Below are 21,178 nucleotides of genomic sequence, written 5' to 3' on the forward strand. Positions count from 1 at the left end.
GCTTTCATTTTAAAAATCAACATTTTATATAAAATAGTCAAAAACTTATTATTCAGTTTTACGCAAACGTTTGAGCTAACCGATACTTTATGATAGAATAAAGAACAAGATTGACAAGTAAGAGGAAACATCATGCAAAATCAAACACTCATGCAATACTTTGAATGGTATCTGCCCCACGATGGTCAGCACTGGACGCGTCTGGCTGAAGATGCTCCACACCTAGCTCATCTGGGGATTAGCCACGTCTGGATGCCACCAGCTTTTAAGGCAACCAATGAAAAAGATGTAGGTTATGGGGTCTATGACTTATTCGACTTAGGAGAGTTTAATCAAAAAGGAACTGTCCGCACCAAGTATGGTTTTAAAGAGGACTATCTTCAAGCCATTCAAGCCCTAAAAGCACAGGGAATTCAACCTATGGCCGATGTGGTGCTCAATCACAAGGCTGCTGCTGATCACATGGAAGCCTTTCAGGTTATTGAAGTGGATCCTGTAGACCGTACAGTTGAACTTGGGGAACCCTTCACCATCAATGGCTGGACTAGCTTTACCTTCGATGGTCGCCAAGATACCTACAATGACTTCCACTGGCACTGGTACCACTTCACCGGTACAGACTATGATGCCAAACGCCGAAAGTCTGGGATTTATCTGATTCAAGGAGACAACAAGGGGTGGGCAAATGAGGAATTGGTCGATAATGAAAACGGTAACTATGACTACCTCATGTATGCCGACCTAGACTTTAAACATCCTGAAGTCATCCAAAATATCTATGACTGGGCTGACTGGTTCATGGAAACGACTGGTGTAGCTGGTTTCCGCTTGGATGCCGTTAAACACATTGACTCTTTCTTCATGAGCAATTTTATCCGTGATATGAAGGAAAAATACGGTGAGGATTTCTATGTTTTTGGTGAATTTTGGAATCCTGACAAGGAAGCCAATCTAGACTATCTTGAAAAAACGGAAGAACGATTCGACCTTGTTGATGTTCGTCTCCACCAGAATCTCTTTGAAGCCAGTCAAGCTGGCGCAAACTATGACCTTCGTGGTATTTTCACAGATAGCTTGGTTGAACTCAAACCTTACAAGGCTGTAACCTTTGTCGACAACCACGATACCCAACGTGGTCAGGCTCTTGAGTCTACTGTTGAAGAATGGTTCAAACCAGCAGCCTATGCCCTCATTCTATTACGCCAAGACGGCCTTCCATGTGTCTTTTACGGAGACTACTATGGGATTTCAGGGCAGTATGCTCAGCAAGATTTCAAAGAAGTCCTTGACCGCCTCCTAGCTATCCGAAAAGATTTGGCTTATGGAGAACAAAATGACTACTTTGATGATCCTAACTGTATTGGTTGGGTACGCTCAGGCGCTGAAAATCAATCCCCAATCGCAGTCTTGATTTCAAATGACCAAGAAAACAGCAAATCAATGTTTGTCGGCCAAGAATGGGCTAACCAAACCTTTGTAGATTTACTTGAAAACCACCTAGGTCAAGTTACAATTGATGAGGAAGGTTATGGACAATTTCCAGTCTCAACTGCTTCGGTAAGTGTCTGGGCAGCCAATACAATCTAATTGCCAATGATTATCAAGCCAGATCCAAACGGATTTGGCTTTTTTGTAGTCAAAAAGACCTACCCACCAAATGGATAGATCTTTACTTGATTACAATTTACCTGCTACTGCATCCAACAATTCTTGGATCTTAGCTTGGTTGCTTCCTCCTGCCATGGCCATGTCTGGTTTACCACCACCACGTCCATCGACGATTGGTGCCAATTCTTTGACAAGATTTCCTGCATGAAGGTCTTTTGTCTTGCTTGCTACAAGAACATTGACTTTGTCACCGATAGCAGCAACTAGGACAAGAAGATCAGAGTAGTCTTTTTGTTTCCAGTTATCCGCAAAAGTACGAAGGGCACCAGCGTCAGATACAGATACTTGGCTAGCAATGTAACGGTGACCGTTGACTTCCTTAACCTCCTTGAAGATATCGCCTGCAGCAGCCGCTGCGGCTTTTTCTTTCAATTCAGCATTTTCTTTTTGAAGTTGACGAAGTTGTTCTTGAAGTCCTTCTACCTTGTGAGGTACTTCCTTGACTTGAGGTGCTTTCAAGGTTGCTGCGACAGCTTTAAGAGCGTCTTCTTGTTCACGGTAGGCTTCAAAGGCTTCCTTACCAGTCACTGCTAAAATACGGCGAGTTCCTGATCCGATACCTTCTTCTTTGACAATCTTGAAAAGGCCAATTTCAGAAGTGTTGCCAACGTGGGTACCCCCACAAAGCTCGATAGAGTAGTCACCGATAGTAACAACACGGACTTCCTTGCCGTATTTCTCACCAAAGAGGGCCATAGCTCCCATTTCCTTGGCAGTGTCAATATCCGTTTCAACTGTCTTCACTTCAAGAGCTTCCCAGATTTTCTCGTTGACTTGCTGTTCAATCGCGCGCAATTCTTCAGCAGTCACTGCTTGGAAGTGGGTAAAGTCAAAGCGGAGGAATTCAACTTCATTAAGAGATCCTGCCTGAGTTGCATGGCTTCCAAGGATATTGTGAAGGGCAGCGTGAAGCAAGTGAGTCGCAGTGTGGTTTTTCATGACACGGTGACGACGATTTGTATCGATTGCCAAGGTATATTCTTGGTTCAAGGCAAGCGGTGCAAGGACTTCAACTGTATGAAGAGCTTGTCCGTTTGGTGCTTTTTGAACATTTGTCACAGTAGCCACAACCTTACCTGACTCATCCAAGATTTGTCCATGGTCAGCGACCTGTCCACCCATTTCAGCATAGAATGGCGTTTCCGCAAAGATAAGAGAGGTAGTTCCTTCTGACACAGCTTCTACTTCTGCATTGTCAGCCACGATAGCCACCAATTTAGAAGACAATTGGCTAGCATTGTAGTTGAAGACACTTTCTACAGTGATGTTTTGAAGGGTTTCATTTTGCATCCCCATTGAGCCACCCTTGACAGCTGAGGCACGCGCACGCTCTTGCTGTTCTTTCATGGCTGCTTCAAATCCTTCACGGTCCACAGTCATCCCAGCTTCTTCAGCGATTTCTTCAGTCAATTCAACTGGGAATCCATAAGTGTCATAAAGTTTGAATACATCTGAACCAGCAATGACAGATTGACCTTTTTCTTTCAAGTCTGCTACAATGCCTTGGGCAAAGTGTTGACCTGAGTGAAGAGTACGCGCAAATGATTCTTCTTCGCTCTTAACGATTTTCTCAATAAAGTCATGTTTCTCAAGCACTTCTGGATAGTAGCTTTCCATGATTTTTCCAACAGTTGGAACGAGTTTGTAAAGGAAAGGCTCGTTGATACCCAATTTTTGACCATGCATAGAAGCACGACGGAGAAGACGACGAAGGACATAACCACGACCTTCATTTCCTGGAAGGGCACCATCACCGATGGCAAATGAAAGAGAACGGATGTGGTCAGCGATAACCTTGAAGCTCATGTTATCGCCATCTTGGTCATAGACCTTACCAGACAATTTCTCCACTTCACGAATGATTGGCATGAAGAGGTCCGTTTCAAAGTTAGTCTTAGCCCCTTGGATAACGGCTACCAAACGCTCCAAACCAGCGCCCGTATCAATGTTCTTATGTGGCAATTCCTTGTACTCGCTACGAGGAACAGCAGGATCTGCGTTAAATTGTGACAAAACGATGTTCCAGATTTCGATGTAACGGTCGTTTTCGATATCTTCTGCAAGCAGGCGAATACCGATATTTTCTGGGTCAAAGGCTTCTCCACGGTCAAAGAAGATTTCTGTATCTGGTCCAGAAGGTCCTGCACCGATTTCCCAGAAGTTGTCCTCGATTGGAATCAAGTGACTTGGATCCACTCCCACTTCAATCCAGCGGTTATAAGAATCTTTATCATCTGGATAGTAGGTCATGTATAGTTTTTCAGCAGGAAAATCAAACCATTCAGGGCTTGTCAAAAGCTCATAAGCCCAAGTGATCGCTTCGTCACGGAAGTAATCCCCGATAGAGAAGTTCCCCAACATTTCAAACATGGTATGATGACGAGCAGTTTTCCCTACGTTTTCGATGTCATTGGTACGGATAGCCTTTTGCGCATTGGTAATACGGGGATTTTCAGGGATGATGGTCCCGTCAAAGTATTTCTTAAGGGTTGCTACCCCAGAGTTGATCCACAAAAGAGTTGGGTCATTTACAGGAACCAAACTCACTGATGGTTCTACTGAGTGACCTTTGGTCGCCCAGAAATCAAGCCACATTTGGCGTACTTGTGCACTAGATAGTTGTTTCATATTGTCTCCTTATTTACTTGTTTAATGTGATTGGCTTTCCAGCATCTCCACATAGTCAATCGCGACGCAGAGGGAAATGACTAGGTCTGCATAAGCGTCCTCAAGAACCGTTACGGTATAGGTAGAGGTCAGATGGAAGAGTTCCTTCTTAATTTCCGCAATCAGCTGATCGCGATCATCCAGCAATTTGAAATCCAAATCCCAGATATTGCCCTCGATACGAAGACCTAGATTATCAAACTCATACTTATCTCGCCAGAAGGTCAACTTCTTACGAATGACAAAACTCGAGCCATCCTGAAGCTGAATCTCAAAACGAGGGAGCAAGGTCAAGATTTCTTTACTAATCTGACTGACCTGTTCACCAGCCGCATCATAGATGGTAAAAGTTTTGGGAATCTTAAAAAATGATCCCTCCACCTGATAGGCGATTTCTCCCCTGTCATCCTTGATAGCGAAGCGTTCGCCTCCAAGACGAAACTTTTGTTTGACAAGAAATGTTTTCATCAACACCTCCAAAAATCAAAAGACAAGCTCATATCACGAAGGGCGAAAAACCGCGGTACCACCTTCATTCAATGAACTTGTCATTCTCTTATTCTTATGCAATTGTTAAATTGAGTAGCATGACTTCCTAGCTTAGATGGCTCGCAGCACCGCCATTTCTCTGGACTAAGACAAGAGAAAATCAATTCTCAACTTTCTTATTATAACGTTTTTTTAAGCTTGCGTCAACTGGAAATCATTCCCATTGAATCAGACCAATTACCTGTATCTTTGATTACTCTTTCAGGCGAACAAAATTAGCCAATATAATTGTTGATATTAAACAAATCCAAAATAACATATCACTCTCTCGCTTTAATATTATCTAGACTGTCAATTGCATATCTACATTCTTTAAGATAAAGCAAACTAATAACAAAACCTAAATGTAAAATCATTCATTAATCAATTCCTCAATTTCCTTTATCCCTTCAAATTCTCCAACACTTTCGAAAAGTTCTATAGCTCGTTTGAAATGTGTGTTGGATAATTCCGTATCTTCCAAGGCTAAATAGATTTCACCTAACCCTCTATAGCTACAAGCTTGAGAAATTACATCATCAGTCTCTAAAGATTGTTCCAATGACAGATTCATGAATGTAAGAGCCTCATCAAGATTGTTTAATTTAAATCTCACATAGCCCTGTTCGTAATTATTCACAGCTTTCTTTAGATTATCATTTGGAAAATGCTCTTCAACTATCTTCTCTTCATCTTCAATAAGTTTTAAAGCCTTATGAAAATCCCCCTGATCTCTGTAGATCATAGCTAATTGATGTAAGCCAATGTGTTCATTTTCTTTATCTTCATTTTGTTGCGCTAATAAAATGTATTTCTCAAAGATATGGGTACATGAAACATAGTCTTTTTCTGCTAACAATAAATATCCCATCAAATTTAAAAGACTAAAATCCGCACAGGTATCAATGGAAAACTCTTGTTCAACTAACTTTTTAGCTTCTGATATTTTTCCTTCCAGAAACAAGTTCCAAGCTGTATCAATTTTAGAGTCCATCTATTTCCCCCTTCAACTACAAACAACCTTCATAAAATAGAATCACTCAACAAGAATATATTATTCTCTATCTATTGAGGCTTAATCTTATAAACCATTAATCTGCATTAAAATAATCATAAACCTCTTTAAAGAGAGTCGGCAATATTCCTTGCTCTTCTTTGTCTAAATTATATTCAGAAACTAGCTCATCCATATAGTCAAATACAGTGAAATGTTTTTTTATTCCATTCATAACAAGCGCAAATTTCAAATCATTAAGTTCAGTTTTATTAAACTCTTTTAACTTCTTCATATCAATTCTAGTGATTGGATGAGAAATACCATCTAGAGTACTATAAATCGTTTTTCCTAGTAAATAATCTGTCGTGGTATCAAATAATTTTGCTAATTTGACAACGGCGTCTAAATTAGGCTCTAAAGTTCCATTCTCCCAACGAAAATAAGTACCTTGTTATACACCAATCATCTCAGAAATTTGTACCTGAGTTAACTTCTTGATCTTTCTCAGTTCCTTAAGACGAGCTCTAAAAAAATCATTATTAAACATTGTATCCTCTCAAATATTCTAAACGGTATAAAACGGAATTATTCCATAAGGAATATTTATTTGAAGATTAAAGATTCTATTGAGAATATTATAGCATAAAAGGAGGTAAAAGCGTATGTAGCTAGTAGTCAATTTTAAAAATTTTAATGAAGCAATTTTAATGAAGGAGATAGAATTCAACAAATAAAAAAATCTTGAAATAAATGCGCCGTTATTTCACTTATCACTATTTTTATCCTCAATTTTCATATTACTAAACACAGCAACTATCATAGAAAAACATACAGTTACAAAAATTGCCTTCTATTTTTTAAAAAACGAACCAGCTCTAACTGATTCGTTTTCTTACGTTCTACTCCTACTTCCGATACATTTTAAACTGTAGGAAGAGGTCGCTGTATTTGCCTGTCCATTTATGGTCAAATTTCTCATAAACTTCTAGGTGTTTCATGGTTTCAGGATCTGGATAGAAGGCCTTGTCTTCTTTCTTCTCCTCTGGGAGTAATTCCTTAGCTGGTAGGTTTGGTGTTGAATAGCCTACATACTCCGCATTTTTGAGAGCATTTTCAGGTTTCAACATAAAGTTAATAAAGGCATAGGCTGCGTCTTGGTTTTTAACTGTTTTGGGAATGACCATATTGTCAAACCAAAGGTTGCTGGCCTCAGTCGGTACCACATAGCGTAGATTTTCATTTTTTTCTAGCATTTGGCTAGCTTCACCAGAGAAGGTCACGCCGATAGCAGCATTATTCTGAATCATGTAACCCTTCATCTCGTCCGCCACAATAGCCTTGATATTTGGAGTCAGTTTGTAGAGCTTGTCCACTGTCTCTTCCAACTGCTGGGTGTCCTTGGAGTTGAGGCTGTAGTCTAGCGAGTTGAGTCCTAGTCCCAGTACCTCACGCGCCCCATCAAAGAGCATGATAGAGTTCTTATACTCTGGCTTCCAAAGGTCATCCCAATGTTCAGGCGCTTCCTCTACCATGGTTTCATTGTAGACAATTCCCAAGGTTCCCCAGAAGTAAGGGATGGAGAATTTATTGCCTGGGTCAAAGGACTGGTTGAGGAACTCTGGTCCGATATTTTCAAGACCTTCAAGTTTTGAATAGTCAAGCGGTACCAAGAGGTCTTCGTCCTTCATCTTGTTAATCATGTATTCACTAGGAATGGTAATATCGTAGGTCGTTCCACCCTGCTTGATTTTGGTATACATGGCTTCGTTGGAGTCAAAGGTCTCATACTGGACTTGGATGCCTGTTTCTTCTGTGAATTGCTCCAATAGTTCAGGATCGATATAGTCCCCCCAGTTGTAGATAACCAGTTTTTGACTATCTCGGCTATTGATTTTACTATCGAGATGAGTCGCAATTCCCCACAAGACGAGGATAATGGCTACAATTCCTGCTAAAAATGAATAGAGTTTTTTCATGCTTTCTCCTCCTTCTCACGAGAGATAAAGTAATATCCAACCACTAGGATAATACTAAAGAGAAAGACAAGGGCAGACAGGGCATTGATTTCTAGTGAAATCCCCTTACGAGCACGAGAGTAAATCTCGACTGACAAGGTTGAAAAGCCATTTCCCGTTACAAAGAAGGTTACGGCAAAGTCATCTAGTGAATAGGTGAAGGCCATGAAATAACCTGCAATGATAGACGGAGTCAGGTAAGGAAGCATGATTTCCTTGAACATCTGAAATTGACTGGCACCAAGGTCATAGGCCGCATGAATCATGTCGCCATTCATTTCCTTAAGACGTGGCAAGACCATCAAGACCACGATAGGAATGGAGAAGGCCACGTGACTAGATAGAACGGTCAAAAAGCCAAGTGAAAACTTGAGTTGGGTAAAGAGAATCAAGAAGCTGGCACCAATCATAACATCAGGCGCAACCATGAGGATATTATTGAGTGAAAGAAAGGCTTCTTGGTATTTCTTACGAGATTGGTAAATATAAATGGCACCAAAAGTCCCGATAATGGTCGCAATCAAGGCTGACAGGAAGGCCAAGAAAAAGGTCTGAGTCACAATTAACATAAGGCGACCATCGCCAAACATGGTTTTAAAATGACTCAAACTAAAGCCTGTAAAGCTATTCATGTCGTTGCCTGCATTAAAGGCATAGCCAATCAAGTAAAATATTGGCAGGTAGAGGACAAGAAAGACCAGTCCCAGATATAGATTGGCAAATTTTTTCATCGTTCTCTCCTTTCCTTGGTAACCCACATGGTGATGAACATGGTCAGGATGAGAATTACACCGATGGTTGAACCCATACCGTAGTTGTCATTGGTTAGGAAATTCTGTTCAATAGCCGTTCCCAGCGTAATAACACGGTTCCCACCAATCAAACGGGTCAGCATGAAGAGACTCAAGCTGGGGATAAAGACCGACTGAACTCCACTTCGCACACCATTCATAGACAGAGGGAAGATGACATGTCGGAAGGTCTCCCACTTGGTCGCACCGAGGTCATAGCTGGCATTGATGAGATTGTTATCCATATCGTCCAAGACATTGAAGATTGGCAATATCATAAAAGGAAGCTCGATGTAGCTTGCGACAAAGATAAAGGAGAAATCGGTAAAGAGCAACTGTTGCGAACCAATTCCGATAAATTCCAAGAATTGGTTAATAGAGCCATTTTGACCAAAAATTCCGATAAAGGCATAAGCTTTAAGAAGAAGGTTGATCCAGGTTGGTAAAATAATCAGCATGAGCCAGAGTTGACGGTGCTTGAGACGAGTCAAAAAGAGGGCTGTTGGATAGCTGATAAGCAAGGTCACAAAGGTCACAATTCCTGCATAAAGTACAGAGTTAAAGCTCATTTTGAGGTAGGTCAAGTTTTGTGACGCAAAGTAGGATTTATAATTTTCTAAACTAAACTGGCCTTCGATATTGAAAAAGGATTGTCCGAAAATCAAGACCAAGGGTGCCAGGACAAAGAGTGCAATCCAGAGCATGTAGGGCACTACAAAGAGTTTAGAGCTTGTTTTCTTCATCTCTTTCCTCCTCGATTGCATTGATCAGACCTGCTTCTTGCTCTTCAATTTCCACGTATTCTTCGATACGGGCATCGAACTCTTCTTCGGTTTCGTTGAGACGCATGATATGGATGTCTTCTGGCTCAAAGTCCAAACCGATTTCCTCACCCACGATGGCCTTACGGGTTGAGTGGATTATCCATTCATTTCCAAGTTCGTCATAGGCGATAATTTCATAGTGCACCCCACGGAAGAGCTGGGTATCGACCTTAACTTGGAGCTTGCCTTCTTCAGGAAGGGTAATCCGCAAGTCCTCTGGACGAATCACGACCTCAACAGGTTCATTTGGCTTCATCCCACCATCGACCGCTTCGAAGCGTTTGCCGTTAAACTCAACCAAGTAGTCCTCAATCATGGTTCCTGGCAAGATATTTGACTCACCGATAAAGGTGGCAACAAAGTGGTTAATCGGCTCGTCGTAGATGTCCACAGGTGTTCCTGACTGGACAATCTCACCATCGTTCATAACAAAAATCCAGTCACTCATAGCCAGGGCTTCTTCCTGATCGTGAGTGACAAAGACAAAGGTAATGCCCAATCGTTGTTGCAGTTCACGCAGTTCATACTGCATGTCTGTTCTCAATTTCAAGTCCAGCGCTGATAAAGGCTCGTCTAGCAAGACCACACGGGGTTGGTTGATGATGGCGCGGGCAATGGCCACACGCTGACGTTGTCCTCCAGAAAGTTTACGAATAGAACGTTTTTCGTACCCTTCCAACTGAACCATCTTGAGAACTTCCGCTACGCGTTGCTCGATTTCTTTCTTGTCAATCTTGCGCAAGCGTAGTGGAAAGGCAACATTTTCAAACACATTCATATGTGGAAACAAGGCATAGGATTGGAAGACCGTATGGACGTCTCGCTTGTTGGTTGGGATGTCATTGATACGGACACCGTCCAATAAAATATCTCCTGTCGTCGCATCCAGTAAACCTGCAATAATGTTAAGGATAGTTGATTTCCCTGAACCAGACGCGCCTAGAAGGGTGTAGAATTTCCCTTCTTCCAACTCAAAGTTGATATCTTTGAGAACCTTGGTGTTGCTGTCTTCAAAAACTTTAGAGACGTTTTTGAATTCAATAATTGGTTTTTTCAATTGTCATTTATTCCTTCTTTTTCATAGATTAACAGATCAGGGCTCTGTCAGGCCGCTACTACCTCGTGTAGGAGATTGAACTGCCTACATTCTTCTGCACTAACGATAGGCTTTCACCCCCTTTCCATGACATAGCAGCAGCTTTTCAACTACAGCTTCCTACATGCTTTCACCTAAAATACGGACTTCTCTCTCAAGAGTGACACCAGAGTGTTCCTTGACTTTTTCAATCACAGACTCAATCAAGTCCTCGTAGTCTTTGGCCGTTCCGTCAGCAACATTAATCATAAAACCTGCGTGTTTTTCTGAGACTTCAACACCACCGATACGATAACCTTTCAAGCCAGCTTCTGAAATTAATTGACCTGCAAAATGCCCTACTGGACGCTTAAAGACCGAACCACAAGATGGATATTCTAAAGGTTGCTTGAGTTCACGTAGATGCGTCAAACGATCCATTTCTTGCTTGATAACCTGATGACTTCCTGGAGCAAGGGCAAATTTAGCTGACAAGACAACTGCACCAGATTCTTGAATGGCTGATTGGCGGTAACCAAAAGCCAAATCTTTGGCAGACAGGGTCTCGATTTCTCCGTCCTTGGTCAAAACCTTACAAGACTGCAAGATATGGGCAATCTCGCCACCATAGGCACCCGCATTCATAAAGACAGCACCGCCAACGCTTCCAGGAATGCCGCAAGCAAACTCAAAGCCAGTCAAACTGTGACGAAGGGCAATGCGAGTTGTTTCAATCAAGTTAGCACCAGCTTCAGCTTCAATGGTATAGCCATCAACGGAAACATTATTAAGCTTGTCACACAAGATAACAAATCCACGAATCCCACCATCACGAACGATGATGTTGCTGGCATTCCCAAGAACCATCCAAGGGATATTTTCTTGATTGGCAAATTTGACAACGCGAGCCAACTCAAAACGATTTCGTGGAAAGACCAAATAATCGGCCTCTCCACCTACTTTTGTATAACTATAGCTATGCAAGGGTTCCTTGAAACGGATATCAATCCCTTCTAAGATTTCAAGCATTTTTTCTTTTACTGACATGACACTCTTCCTTTTACAAAATTCATTCCATTATACCATTTTTAAGACCATTTGACGACCCTAAAAAAAATCTCGTTTGGTTTTTGCATAAGAAAAAGAGGTTCCCCCCTTTTTCTTATGATTTTTTGCAAAAGATTGCCTTAGTTCCATAGGCAACCAGAACAAGTTCAAGTGCTAGGACAATTTCAACCAAGACTGGATTGGTCAACCAGCCAACTTGGGCAAGAGATGGTGTCAGGTCAAAGAAGGCATGTAGTCCATAGGCCGCTAGGAGATAAATCCATTTTTTCTGGCGAACAGCTTGGTAAACCCAAACAGTCAAGAGTAATTGGAAACCTAGCGCCAAGATTCTCTCAAAACCAAGCAAATAAATCTGCCAGACTGATAGCGACTGAATAGTTTTCAACATATTTTCAGACAGCAATTGCATGACCTGTGGATTCTGAGTTTGAACTGCTGAGAGAACGATGTAGAGATTAATCAAACTAGTAAGACCTAGGAAAATCAACTCCAAGCCACCATGCCCCAATCCATAAGCCAAGGCATCTGCCTTTTCCAAACTTCTCTTTTTCTCCAACCATTTGAAGAAAATAAGACGAGCAGTTTCCTCAAAAAATGCTGCCATGGCTAAACCATAGATGATATAGACAAGCGGATGGTCTTGCAAGAGGGCAATACTACCGTCTTTTTGAGGATGTAAAACGAAGATATGCACCAGTTTTTCCAAAATCTGTGAAGAGACAAAGAAGGCTACAGCCCCCAAGCCCAAAACAGCTAAATTAATCTGGTACTTCTTTTTGGCATACCAAATGCTCCCTATTAGAAAAGTCAGCAAAAACACAATGGTAATAATGATATGAATGTTCATTTTCTTCTCCTATTCTGCCTTTTCAATATCTTTTTTCATCTCATCAACATTGAACTTGGCAAACAAGTATTGGCGGTCTTGAACTGGGAAACGTTGGTCTAATTGGTCAACTGCCCCCACTTCGATGATTCCTTCTTTTATGACAAAATCCATGACATGCCCACCGAAGGTCAAGTCATCTGAGATGAAGTGCAGATGGTAGCCTGCCACACTAACTCCATGAAAAATCTCTGGCGTCCAGAAACCAACGATGGTTCCTGCGACATTGTCACGACGATATTCAGGTTGATGGGTTGCAACATCAGCAAACTTGGTCTCTGGTGTTGACTTGGGAATCATGCGCACATGCATATGTGAAAATTCCCCACGAATCTTGATAGAGCGGAAAAGATTTTCCCCGTCATAATAAGACTCAATTCGCTCCTCCAATTCCTTGTCCGTCATCTCAAAGCGCTGTCGGAAAATAACCTCTGCCTGATGCGGTACTACTGCTGCATAAGGAATAAGGGCATCTGGTGACACCTCCACAATCTCTGGCTGGTCGCCTGATCCTTTGGCCTGATAAGCCTTGCCATCCAAGACAATCAATTCTCCATCAATGGAATCCAAGGTTCCCAAACCAAGGTCACCATGCTCTAGCAATTCTCCTACTGTCATAGTCCCACCATAAAGGCCAGCCATCAAGGCTCCAAGGGTATTGTATTGAAATAATTTCACTGGTTCCTGCACGTTCTTATCCATTCACTTTCTTGTCTGTTATTCTATAAATGTTACTCCTAAGTATACCACATTTGCCCCTAGATGTGAACGAGAGAAACACCCTAGACATTGCCAAGAAGGAAAAAAAAGGGTACAATGTAACAAAATCAAGGGAGGTCTGGAATGAAGAAACAAAGCAAGTACCAAGAGGTCGTATCTTATCTGAAAAACGGTATCGAGTCTGGACGCTTTCCAACGGGAAGTCGCCTGCCTTCTATTCGTCAACTGAGCCTTGACTTTCACTGTAGCAAGGACACTATTCAGAGAGCCCTACTGGAATTACGGCACGAACAATACCTCTATGCCAAGCCCCAGAGTGGCTACTATGTCCTAGAACAAGGGCAACACCAGGACCTAGAAATTGAGGTTACCGACGAACATGCCAGTGCCTATGACGATTTCCGACTCTGTGTCAATGAAACCCTGATTGGACGGGAAAACTACCTCTTCAACTACTATGACAACCAAGAAGGATTAGAAGACTTAAGGCAATCCATTCATAAACTCCTCTTTGACCAAGCTCTCTACTGCAAGGCTGATCAACTGGTACTGACTTCTGGAACTCAACAAGCCCTTTTTATCCTTTCTCAAATATCCTTTCCTAGCCAAGCCAAGGAAATCTTGGTGGAACAGCCGACCTACCATCGAATGAATCGCCTCTTGATTGCTCAGGGATTGGACTATCAAACGATTGAACGAGGCATTGATGGAATTGACTTGGAGGAACTGGAAAGCCATTTCAAGACAGGAAAGATCAAGTTTTTCTATACCATTCCTCGTTTTCACTATCCTCTGGGGCATTCCTATTCTGAGCAGGACAAACGGGCTATTCTTGACTTAGCTGCCAAGTATGGGGTCTATATCGTAGAGGACGACTATCTGGGGGATTTGGACTCTAAAAAGGGCCAGACCTTCCACTATCTGGATACAGAGGAGCTGGTCATTTATATCAAGTCCTTCTCAACCAGCCTCTTTCCAGCCCTGCGGATAACGGCACTCATCCTTCCAAATGCTATCAAGGAAGCCTTTGTGGCCTACAAAAATATCCTAGATTACGATAGCAACCTCATCATGCAAAAGGCCCTGTCACTCTATATTGACAGTCAATTATTTGAGAAAAATCGGCTAGCTCGCTTATCCAATCAGGAAGCTTACCAAAAACAAATCGAGGAAAAACTAGCTAAAACACCTTGTCCCCTTCCTCATTTTCCCCTACACGATGGTTTATTGCTAGACCTGAGACGGTATCCTAAAATCGCCAGCCTCAAACACAGTCAACTGAAATTGGACTTCTTTGAGAAAGCTTACTTGGATACCTGCCCTTATCAATTTGCCAAGGTGTCCTTAGAGAACCTAGAAAATGTTTTAAACTATTTAAAAGCAGAATTGGAATGATCTCCAACTCTGCTTTTTCTTATTCTTCAACTTCTGTTAAGGTTGCCGCTTTTTCAAGATATTTTTGGTAGGTACCGTCATCCTTGAGTTTTTGGATGACCTTGTCCACCACTTCTTTCAAATCAGCACTATTTTTTCTAAGGGCAACTGCATTAGCTTCGCCGTCCTTCATCTTCAAGCTGACAGTTGCGACAGCTAAGTCGGCGTTTTTAGCAGCATAGCTAAGGGCAACAGGCTCATCCATGTGAACAGCATCAACTTTTCCAGCCTGCAATTCATTAACTGCTTCACCCATATTAGTTAGGGAAGTCAGCTGAGCTTTTGGCAATTGTTCCTTGACCATAGACTCTGGAACAGTCCCTTTTTGGGCTGCAATATTAGCACTTTCAAGGCTAGTTAAATCCTTGTATTTTTCTACATCAGCCTTACGAACTAAGAAACTAATCTTGTTTTCATAGTAAGGGATTGAAAAATCAAAGACTTCTTTTCTCTCGTCAGTAGCGCTAATTCCCGCAACTGCTAGGTCAGCCTTACCAGTTTGAAGACTGGTCAAGACATTGTCAAAACTCATGCTTGAAATTTCCAACTTCACCCCAAGTTCATCAGCGATAGCTTGGGCCATATCAATATCCGCACCGACTACCTGATTTTTTCCGTCAACTAAAGACTGAAATTCAAAAGGTGCATAGTCAGGACTGGTCGCCACAACTAATTTCCCCTTTTGCTTAATGGCCTCAACAGCTGACTGAGAACCATTAGAACCCGACTGGCAAGCTACTAAGAAGAAACTTGCAAGAAAACTACATAAAACAAATATCCATTTTTTTGATTTCATAAATAAACAACCTCTCTGTTAATTTTGTATAATTATAACGCTATCCAAGTTGCTTGTCAAGTATTTTTCTTACATTTTCATAAAATATATTTACTAAAAAATAGAAATACAGTGGTTAGTTTATCTATCTATTGGGAACTTATTTTCAAAAAAATCATTTATCATATCTTGATGCTGCTGGTTTACAATTGCAATATTTTGTATGTCACTATGATCAAAAAATCCTAATTCTAAAGTTTCATCACTTGTAAAAAAATTTGTAGAGATAGAAGTTTCAGATGAAACTAAATACAAGATTGTAAGAACTTGAGCCTCATCACCATTCGGATAACTGTCTGAATATTTTGTATAAACATTTAAGAGTTTTTCCACCCTCACTTCGACTCCTGTTTCTTCATAAAACTCTCGCACTAAAGCTTCTAAAGCCGATTCTCCTAATTCAAGAGCACCACCTGGTAATCCCCACGTTCCTTTATCTGCTCGTTTTTGTAATAAAATTTTTCCTGATTGACTTAATATTCCACAGGTAAAATTTAAAATAATTTTATCTTTTCCAACTTTTTTTCTGATATTCTGTATGTAGTTCATTATTCACCTCTGACAAAGTAAACTATCTATACAATGAAAGCTTACTGTATTAAAAAGTAAGCTTTCACAATAATTTTATCCTTTGAATACTTTATAGTTCGACAATCTTACCTGTTTCAAAGTAAACAACCCATTCACAGATATTTTTGGCATAGTCTCCAATACGTTCCAAGAAGGCAATCACTTGGAAGTAATCACGACCTGTAACAATGGCATCAGGATTTTTTTTGATTTCTTCTGTAGCCAAGTCACGAATACTATCAAAGTAATGGTTGATTTTTTCATCCATTGCTGCTACTTCATAGGCCTGGCCTACTGAACCATTCAGATAGAGTTCTAGGGCTGCTTCAACGAAGTTCTTGACATCGCGACCCATTCTCTTGATTTCTTCTTCAACAGCTGGGATACGTTGCTCCCCCTTCATACGAATGGCTGCTCTTGCAATGGAAACAGCATGGTCCCCCATACGTTCCAAGTCTGATACAGCCTTCAAGACTGTTAGAACAGTACGCAAGTCCTGAGAAACCGGTTGTTGAAGGGCAATCATTTCAAATGATTTCTTCTCCAATTTCACTTCGTATTCGTTTACTTCTGCATCATCTTCGATAACTTCCTTGGCCAAATCACGGTCATGCGTAACAAAGGCACGCACTGTCCGATTGATTTGGGATAGCACTTCTTGTCCCATAGCATAGAACTGGTTGTGCAATTTCTCTAAATCTTCCTCAAATTGAGAACGTAACATCATTTATCTCCTTATCCAAATTTTCCTGAAATATAATCTTCTGTTTCCTTGTGTTGTGGGTTGAGGAACATCTTCTTGGTATCGTTAAACTCGATCAGATCTCCATCTAGGAAAAATCCTGTCTTGTCAGAAATACGAGAGGCTTGTTGCATGGAACGCGTAACCAAGAGCATGGTGTATTTATCTTTTAAACCATACAAGGTTTCCTCAATCTTACCAGCCGAGATAGGGTCCAGAGCTGAAGTCGGTTCATCCAAGAGAATGATTTTAGGACTGGTTGCCAAGACACGAGCAACACAGACACGTTGTTGTTGTCCACCTGAAAGCCCGATAGCTGAATCATGCAGGCGATCCTTGACCTCATCCCAGATAGAAGCTCGTTGCAAGGCTTTTTCTACTGCTTCATCCAGAACCTGCTTATCCTTAACTCCATTGATACGAAGCCCGTAAACAACATTTTCGTAGATAGACATAGGGAAAGGGTTCGGTTGTTGAAAGACCATACCGATTTCCTTCCGCAATTCAACTGTATCTGTACGTGGGCTGTAGATGTTGTGACCATTATAAACTACTGAACCAGTTGTGGTTACCTCTGGATTGAGATCACCCATGCGGTTGATAGCCTTTAGGAGGGTTGATTTCCCTGATCCAGATGGACCGATCAAGGCTGTAATTTCCTTAGGTTGGAAAGATAGGGAAACACTATTCAAGGCCTTCTTTTGATTGTAGTAAACGGACAGGTCTGACACCTGTAAAATCGCTTCTTTCATACTGTTTCCTTTCTATCCAAAGTGTCCTGTTACGTAGTCATTGGTTGACTGTAGTTTGGCATTTTGGAAAATATTAGAGGTCTTATCATACTCTATCAAGTCACCCAAGTAGAAAAATCCTGTGTAGTCACTAGCACGCGCAGCCTGCTGCATACTGTGGGTCACGATGATGATGGTAAAGTCCTTCTTTAATTCCAGCATAGTTTCTTCCAGCTGGGCTGTCGCAATCGGATCCAAAGCTGACGCCGGCTCATCCATCAAGAGAATATCTGGTTTAACCGAGATAGCACGAGCGATACAGAGACGTTGCTGCTGACCACCTGATAGGGTCAAGGCTGACTTGTGCAAATCGTCTTTGACCTGGTCCCAAAGGGCAGCCTGACGAAGAGAAGTTTCCACAATTTCATCCAAAACTTGCTTGTCCTTAACTCCTGCACGTTCATGGGCAAAAGTGATATTGCGGTAGATAGACTTGGCAAAGGGATTTGGGCGTTGGAAGACCATTCCAATGTGCTTACGCATCTCATAGACATTGATTTCTGGACGGTTGACGTCAATCCCTTGGTAGAGAATTTGACCTGTGACCTTGGCAATATCAATGGTATCATTCATCCGATTGAGACTGCGGAGGTAGGTTGATTTTCCTGAACCAGAAGGGCCAATTAAGGCAGTAATTTTATTTTTTTCAAATTGCATATCGATGCCCTTGATGGATTCATTTTTACCGTAGTAAACATGTAAATCCTTAGTAGAGAGGGCCACTTTCTCTTCAGGAAAGGTGATGATATGCTTTTCATCCCAATTATATTTTGACATGGCTTCTCCTTTAGGCAGCGGTTAATTTCTTATGTAGGTAACTTCCGAGTTTACGGGCTCCAAAGTTAAAGATGAGGATAAAGATGAGGAGCACAGCTGCAGAACCTGCTGATACGATAGTTCCATCAGGAATGGTTCCTTCACTATTAACTTTCCAGATGTGGACAGCCAAGGTTTCTGCTTGACGGAAGATAGAGATTGGGCTGGTCACACTGAGAATATTCCAGTTAGACCAGTCTAGAGCTGGAGCGGATTGTCCTGCTGTATAGATAAGAGCCGCAGCCTCACCAAAGATACGACCAGAGGCCAAGACAACCCCCGTTACGATGCCTGGAAGGGCTTCTGGAATGACCACATGGACAACTGTCTCCCAACGAGAAATCCCAAGAGCCAGACCAGCCTCACGTTGCGTATGGTGAACGTGTTTTAAGCTGTCCTCAACATTTCGAGTCATCTGAGGAAGGTTAAAGACCGTCAAGGCCAAGGCGCCTGAAATAATTGAAAATCCATACTCAAACTGAACTACAAAGATCAAGTAACCAAAGAGACCTACAACCACTGATGGCAGTGAAGACAAGATTTCAATACAGGTTCTGACAAAATTGGTCACAGGACCTTTTTTGGCGTATTCAGCTAGGAAAATCCCAGCTCCCATAGACAAAGGCACAGAGATAATCAAGGTAATAACCAGAAGGAAGAAGGAATTATAGAGCTGAATTCCAATCCCTCCGCCTGCTTGGTAAGAAGAGGATTTGCCAGTCAAGAAAGACCAAGAGATGTGGGGCAAACCACGAACCAAGATATAAAGAATCAAGGATGCCAGGATGGCAACGATAATTCCTGCAATCGAGTAGAGGACAGCTGTTGCAATTTTATCTAATTTCTTAGCGTGCATAGTTTTTCTTTCCTCTTTCTTTCGTAATCAATTTAATCACACTGTTGAAGGCCAAACTCATCAAAAGCAAGACTAAGGCCAGTGACCAGAGAACATTATTATCAACTGTACCCATGACGGTATTTCCAATACCCATGGTCAACACAGAAGTCAAGGTCGCAGCAGGTGTTGTCAATGAAGTTGGGACAACGGCTGAGTTTCCGACGACCATCTGAATGGCCAAAGCCTCACCAAAGGCACGCGCCATCCCAAAGACCACTGCTGTGAAAATCCCTGAACGCGCTGCCTTCAAGGTCACGCGCCAGATGGTTTGCCAGCGGGTGGCTCCCATAGCCAAACTTGCTTCGCGGTAGTGACGAGGCACCGCACGCAAGCTATCTGTTGTCATAAAGGTTACCGTCGGTAAAATCATGACAAAGAGTACGAAAATCCCTGACAGAATCCCAAAACCAGTTCCACCAAAGATACTACGGACAAAAGGAACTACGACCTGCAAACCTATAAATCCATACACTACTGAAGGAATTCCGACTAGCAATTCAATGGCTGGTTGCAAGATTCTAGCACCTTTTGGTGAGACCTCGGTCATAAAGACAGCTGCACCAATGGCAAAAGGAGTTGCGATAAGGGCTGATAGGATTGTGACAATAAAGGAACCCAAAATCATGGGAAGGGCACCAAATTGTTTACCTGAAGGATTCCAAGTTTGTCCAAAGAGAAAATCAAAGATGTTGACCCCATTGACAAAGAAGGTCGACAAGCCTTTTTGGGCTACGAAAATCAAAATCATGGCCACAATGATGACAATCAAAGACAGGCAGGCAAAGGTCAAGCCTTTTCCTAATTTCTCTAGACGATAGTTCTTTGAGGGAGAAAGTAATTTTTTAGCTAATTCTTCTTGATTCATTATTGACTCCCTTCTAGTGCTGTCACCGTTCCTACAGCATCTTTTTCAACCTTCATTTCCTTAACAGAAATATAGCCCATTCCCTTAACAATTCCGCTTTGCGCTTCATCTGAGAGAACAAAGTTGAGGAATTCTGCCACCAATTCATTTGGTTGACCTAGGGTGTACATGTGTTCATAAGACCACAAAGGCCAGTTATTGCTTGTAACATTTTCTGCAATCGGCTCATAGCCATTCAACTTCATGCGTTTAACCGAGTCATCCACATAGGCAAAGGCTAGGTAAGAAATGGCTCCTGGTGTCTGGGAAACAATGTTTTTGACCATCCCATTTGAATCCTGTTCTTGACTCTGCACGGCAGATTGACCATCCATGACAACACTATCAAAGGTTGCACGCGAACCAGAACTTGCCGCGCGGTTGATAATGGAAATGGCTAGGTCTTTCCCACCGACTTCTTTCCAGTTGGTCACTTGACCTGTGAAGATGCTACGGAGTTGTTCAGTTGTCAGATTTTCAACGTCAACTTCCTTATTTACAATGACTGCCAAGCCCGCTACGGCAACCTTGTGGTCCACTAGAGCGGAGGCGTTGATACCGTCTTTTTCCTCGGCAAATACGTCTGAATTTCCTACATCAACGGCTCCAGACTGAACCTGAGACAGACCTGTACCAGATCCTCCACCTTGGATGTTGACTGTTTTTCCAACGTTCATAGAGCCAAATTCATCTGCTGCTGCTTCAACCAAGGGCTGAAGAGCCGTTGAGCCAACAGCCGTCATGGATTCTCCACGATCAATCCAGCTAGCACATCCCGCCAAAGAACCTGCTAGCAAAAGAGCCGCAAGGGATAGAGCGAGTTTTTTCCTTTTTTTCACTGTTTTTCTCCTTGAAAATAATGGTGAATGCTGTGAATTTTTTCAACTATTTATTTATGTTTTTCTTTTGAAAATTGGAAGCCAACTGAAGTTGATAGCTTAATTTTACT

21 protein-coding genes are annotated in these 21,178 nt (G+C 41.9%); 2 read left to right on the forward strand and 19 right to left on the reverse strand.

Going from position 1 to position 21,178, the window contains the following annotated elements; translation table 11 throughout:
• The first annotated feature begins 132 nt into the window (after positions 1–132).
• Positions 133–1,587 (forward strand): alpha-amylase, encoded by a 1,455-nt coding sequence (locus tag RN80_RS07990; RefSeq protein ID WP_060628576.1) that lies wholly within the window; start codon positions 133–135, stop codon positions 1,585–1,587.
• 90 nt (positions 1,588–1,677) lie between these two features.
• Here the strand turns inward: RN80_RS07990 and alaS are convergent, their stop codons facing one another.
• The 11 genes from alaS to budA all read right to left on the reverse strand — a co-directional run bounded on the left by alaS (position 1,678) and on the right by budA (position 13,221).
• A complete protein-coding gene (gene alaS, locus RN80_RS07995) occupies positions 1,678–4,296 on the reverse strand; it encodes an alanine--tRNA ligase (protein ID WP_060628577.1) in 2,619 nt (872 codons plus the stop codon).
• Positions 4,297–4,317: 21 nt separating this feature from the next.
• A complete protein-coding gene (locus RN80_RS08000; protein ID WP_020903187.1) occupies positions 4,318–4,803 on the reverse strand; it encodes an LURP-one-related/scramblase family protein in 486 nt (161 codons plus the stop codon).
• 433 nt (positions 4,804–5,236) lie between these two features.
• The gene (locus RN80_RS08005; RefSeq protein ID WP_060628578.1) at positions 5,237–5,857 is read right to left on the reverse strand and encodes a tetratricopeptide repeat protein; all 621 of its coding nucleotides are present in this window, start codon (positions 5,855–5,857) and stop codon (positions 5,237–5,239) included.
• 97 nt (positions 5,858–5,954) lie between these two features.
• Positions 5,955–6,152, reverse strand: coding sequence for a hypothetical protein (locus tag RN80_RS10300; RefSeq protein WP_253275431.1), 198 nt, complete (start codon positions 6,150–6,152; stop codon positions 5,955–5,957).
• 613 nt (positions 6,153–6,765) lie between these two features.
• The gene (locus RN80_RS08015; RefSeq protein WP_060628579.1) at positions 6,766–7,836 is read right to left on the reverse strand and encodes an ABC transporter substrate-binding protein; all 1,071 of its coding nucleotides are present in this window, start codon (positions 7,834–7,836) and stop codon (positions 6,766–6,768) included.
• Positions 7,833–8,606 carry an ABC transporter permease gene (locus RN80_RS08020; RefSeq protein WP_000712739.1) on the reverse strand — a complete coding sequence of 258 codons (774 nt, stop codon included), beginning with the start codon at positions 8,604–8,606 and terminating at the stop codon, positions 7,833–7,835. The genes RN80_RS08015 and RN80_RS08020 overlap by 4 nt, the downstream gene beginning before the upstream one ends.
• Entirely contained in the window at positions 8,603–9,409 is an 807-nt protein-coding gene (locus tag RN80_RS08025; protein ID WP_000753801.1) for an ABC transporter permease, read from the reverse strand. The genes RN80_RS08020 and RN80_RS08025 overlap by 4 nt, the downstream gene beginning before the upstream one ends.
• The gene (locus RN80_RS08030) at positions 9,390–10,547 is read right to left on the reverse strand and encodes an ABC transporter ATP-binding protein (RefSeq protein ID WP_060628580.1); all 1,158 of its coding nucleotides are present in this window, start codon (positions 10,545–10,547) and stop codon (positions 9,390–9,392) included. Before RN80_RS08030 ends, RN80_RS08025 begins: the two co-directional genes overlap by 20 nt.
• Before the next feature lie 159 nt (positions 10,548–10,706).
• Positions 10,707–11,612, reverse strand: coding sequence for a UDP-N-acetylmuramate dehydrogenase (gene murB / locus RN80_RS08035; RefSeq protein WP_060628581.1), 906 nt, complete (start codon positions 11,610–11,612; stop codon positions 10,707–10,709).
• 115 nt (positions 11,613–11,727) lie between these two features.
• Positions 11,728–12,480, reverse strand: a complete 753-nt coding sequence (locus RN80_RS08040) for a YhfC family intramembrane metalloprotease (protein ID WP_060628582.1) — start codon at positions 12,478–12,480, stop codon at positions 11,728–11,730.
• 9 nt (positions 12,481–12,489) lie between these two features.
• Complete coding sequence (gene budA / locus RN80_RS08045; RefSeq protein ID WP_033681610.1) at positions 12,490–13,221, reverse strand: acetolactate decarboxylase; 732 nt, start codon at positions 13,219–13,221, stop codon at positions 12,490–12,492.
• A gap of 141 nt (positions 13,222–13,362) precedes the next feature.
• Between budA and RN80_RS08050 the strand changes: the two genes are divergently transcribed.
• The gene (locus RN80_RS08050) at positions 13,363–14,634 is read left to right on the forward strand and encodes an aminotransferase-like domain-containing protein (RefSeq protein ID WP_060628583.1); all 1,272 of its coding nucleotides are present in this window, start codon (positions 13,363–13,365) and stop codon (positions 14,632–14,634) included.
• Positions 14,635–14,653: 19 nt separating this feature from the next.
• Here the strand turns inward: RN80_RS08050 and RN80_RS08055 are convergent, their stop codons facing one another.
• The 8 genes from RN80_RS08055 to RN80_RS08090 all read right to left on the reverse strand — a co-directional run bounded on the left by RN80_RS08055 (position 14,654) and on the right by RN80_RS08090 (position 21,068).
• Complete coding sequence (locus tag RN80_RS08055) at positions 14,654–15,469, reverse strand: ABC transporter substrate-binding protein (RefSeq protein ID WP_000837372.1); 816 nt, start codon at positions 15,467–15,469, stop codon at positions 14,654–14,656.
• A 120-nt stretch (positions 15,470–15,589) separates the two neighbouring features.
• Positions 15,590–16,057, reverse strand: coding sequence for an NUDIX hydrolase (locus RN80_RS08060; RefSeq protein WP_001106783.1), 468 nt, complete (start codon positions 16,055–16,057; stop codon positions 15,590–15,592).
• Positions 16,058–16,148: 91 nt separating this feature from the next.
• Complete coding sequence (phoU, locus tag RN80_RS08065) at positions 16,149–16,802, reverse strand: phosphate signaling complex protein PhoU (protein ID WP_060628584.1); 654 nt, start codon at positions 16,800–16,802, stop codon at positions 16,149–16,151.
• Positions 16,803–16,813: 11 nt separating this feature from the next.
• On the reverse strand, positions 16,814–17,572 hold the full coding sequence (gene pstB, locus RN80_RS08070; protein WP_060628585.1) for a phosphate ABC transporter ATP-binding protein PstB: 759 nt from the start codon (positions 17,570–17,572) through the stop codon (positions 16,814–16,816).
• 12 nt (positions 17,573–17,584) lie between these two features.
• Positions 17,585–18,388, reverse strand: a complete 804-nt coding sequence (gene pstB, locus RN80_RS08075; RefSeq protein ID WP_000049848.1) for a phosphate ABC transporter ATP-binding protein PstB — start codon at positions 18,386–18,388, stop codon at positions 17,585–17,587.
• Positions 18,389–18,398: 10 nt separating this feature from the next.
• The gene (gene pstA / locus RN80_RS08080; protein WP_000543046.1) at positions 18,399–19,283 is read right to left on the reverse strand and encodes a phosphate ABC transporter permease PstA; all 885 of its coding nucleotides are present in this window, start codon (positions 19,281–19,283) and stop codon (positions 18,399–18,401) included.
• Positions 19,273–20,190 carry a phosphate ABC transporter permease subunit PstC gene (gene pstC, locus RN80_RS08085; protein ID WP_060628586.1) on the reverse strand — a complete coding sequence of 306 codons (918 nt, stop codon included), beginning with the start codon at positions 20,188–20,190 and terminating at the stop codon, positions 19,273–19,275. The genes pstA and pstC overlap by 11 nt, the downstream gene beginning before the upstream one ends.
• Positions 20,190–21,068: a phosphate ABC transporter substrate-binding protein PstS family protein gene (locus tag RN80_RS08090; RefSeq protein WP_060628587.1), complete on the reverse strand. Its 879-nt coding sequence runs from the start codon at positions 21,066–21,068 to the stop codon at positions 20,190–20,192. Before RN80_RS08090 ends, pstC begins: the two co-directional genes overlap by 1 nt.
• Positions 21,069–21,178 lie beyond the last annotated feature (110 nt).

Source organism: Streptococcus mitis (genome assembly GCF_001281025.1).
Taxonomy (GTDB): domain Bacteria; phylum Bacillota; class Bacilli; order Lactobacillales; family Streptococcaceae; genus Streptococcus; species Streptococcus mitis_AK.

Coding starts and splice junctions, on each gene's coding strand:
- RN80_RS07990 (WP_060628576.1), top strand. CDS start 133: ATGCAAAATCAAACACTCATGCAATACTTTGAATGGTATCTGCCCCAC.
- alaS (WP_060628577.1), bottom strand. CDS start 4,296: ATGAAACAACTATCTAGTGCACAAGTACGCCAAATGTGGCTTGATTTC.
- RN80_RS08000 (WP_020903187.1), bottom strand. CDS start 4,803: ATGAAAACATTTCTTGTCAAACAAAAGTTTCGTCTTGGAGGCGAACGC.
- RN80_RS08005 (WP_060628578.1), bottom strand. CDS start 5,857: ATGGACTCTAAAATTGATACAGCTTGGAACTTGTTTCTGGAAGGAAAA.
- RN80_RS10300 (WP_253275431.1), bottom strand. CDS start 6,152: ATGAAGAAGTTAAAAGAGTTTAATAAAACTGAACTTAATGATTTGAAA.
- RN80_RS08015 (WP_060628579.1), bottom strand. CDS start 7,836: ATGAAAAAACTCTATTCATTTTTAGCAGGAATTGTAGCCATTATCCTC.
- RN80_RS08020 (WP_000712739.1), bottom strand. CDS start 8,606: ATGAAAAAATTTGCCAATCTATATCTGGGACTGGTCTTTCTTGTCCTC.
- RN80_RS08025 (WP_000753801.1), bottom strand. CDS start 9,409: ATGAAGAAAACAAGCTCTAAACTCTTTGTAGTGCCCTACATGCTCTGG.
- murB (WP_060628581.1), bottom strand. CDS start 11,612: ATGTCAGTAAAAGAAAAAATGCTTGAAATCTTAGAAGGGATTGATATC.
- RN80_RS08040 (WP_060628582.1), bottom strand. CDS start 12,480: ATGAACATTCATATCATTATTACCATTGTGTTTTTGCTGACTTTTCTA.
- budA (WP_033681610.1), bottom strand. CDS start 13,221: ATGGATAAGAACGTGCAGGAACCAGTGAAATTATTTCAATACAATACC.
- RN80_RS08050 (WP_060628583.1), top strand. CDS start 13,363: ATGAAGAAACAAAGCAAGTACCAAGAGGTCGTATCTTATCTGAAAAAC.
- RN80_RS08055 (WP_000837372.1), bottom strand. CDS start 15,469: ATGAAATCAAAAAAATGGATATTTGTTTTATGTAGTTTTCTTGCAAGT.
- RN80_RS08060 (WP_001106783.1), bottom strand. CDS start 16,057: ATGAACTACATACAGAATATCAGAAAAAAAGTTGGAAAAGATAAAATT.
- phoU (WP_060628584.1), bottom strand. CDS start 16,802: ATGTTACGTTCTCAATTTGAGGAAGATTTAGAGAAATTGCACAACCAG.
- pstB (WP_060628585.1), bottom strand. CDS start 17,572: ATGAAAGAAGCGATTTTACAGGTGTCAGACCTGTCCGTTTACTACAAT.
- pstB (WP_000049848.1), bottom strand. CDS start 18,388: ATGTCAAAATATAATTGGGATGAAAAGCATATCATCACCTTTCCTGAA.
- pstA (WP_000543046.1), bottom strand. CDS start 19,283: ATGCACGCTAAGAAATTAGATAAAATTGCAACAGCTGTCCTCTACTCG.
- pstC (WP_060628586.1), bottom strand. CDS start 20,190: ATGAATCAAGAAGAATTAGCTAAAAAATTACTTTCTCCCTCAAAGAAC.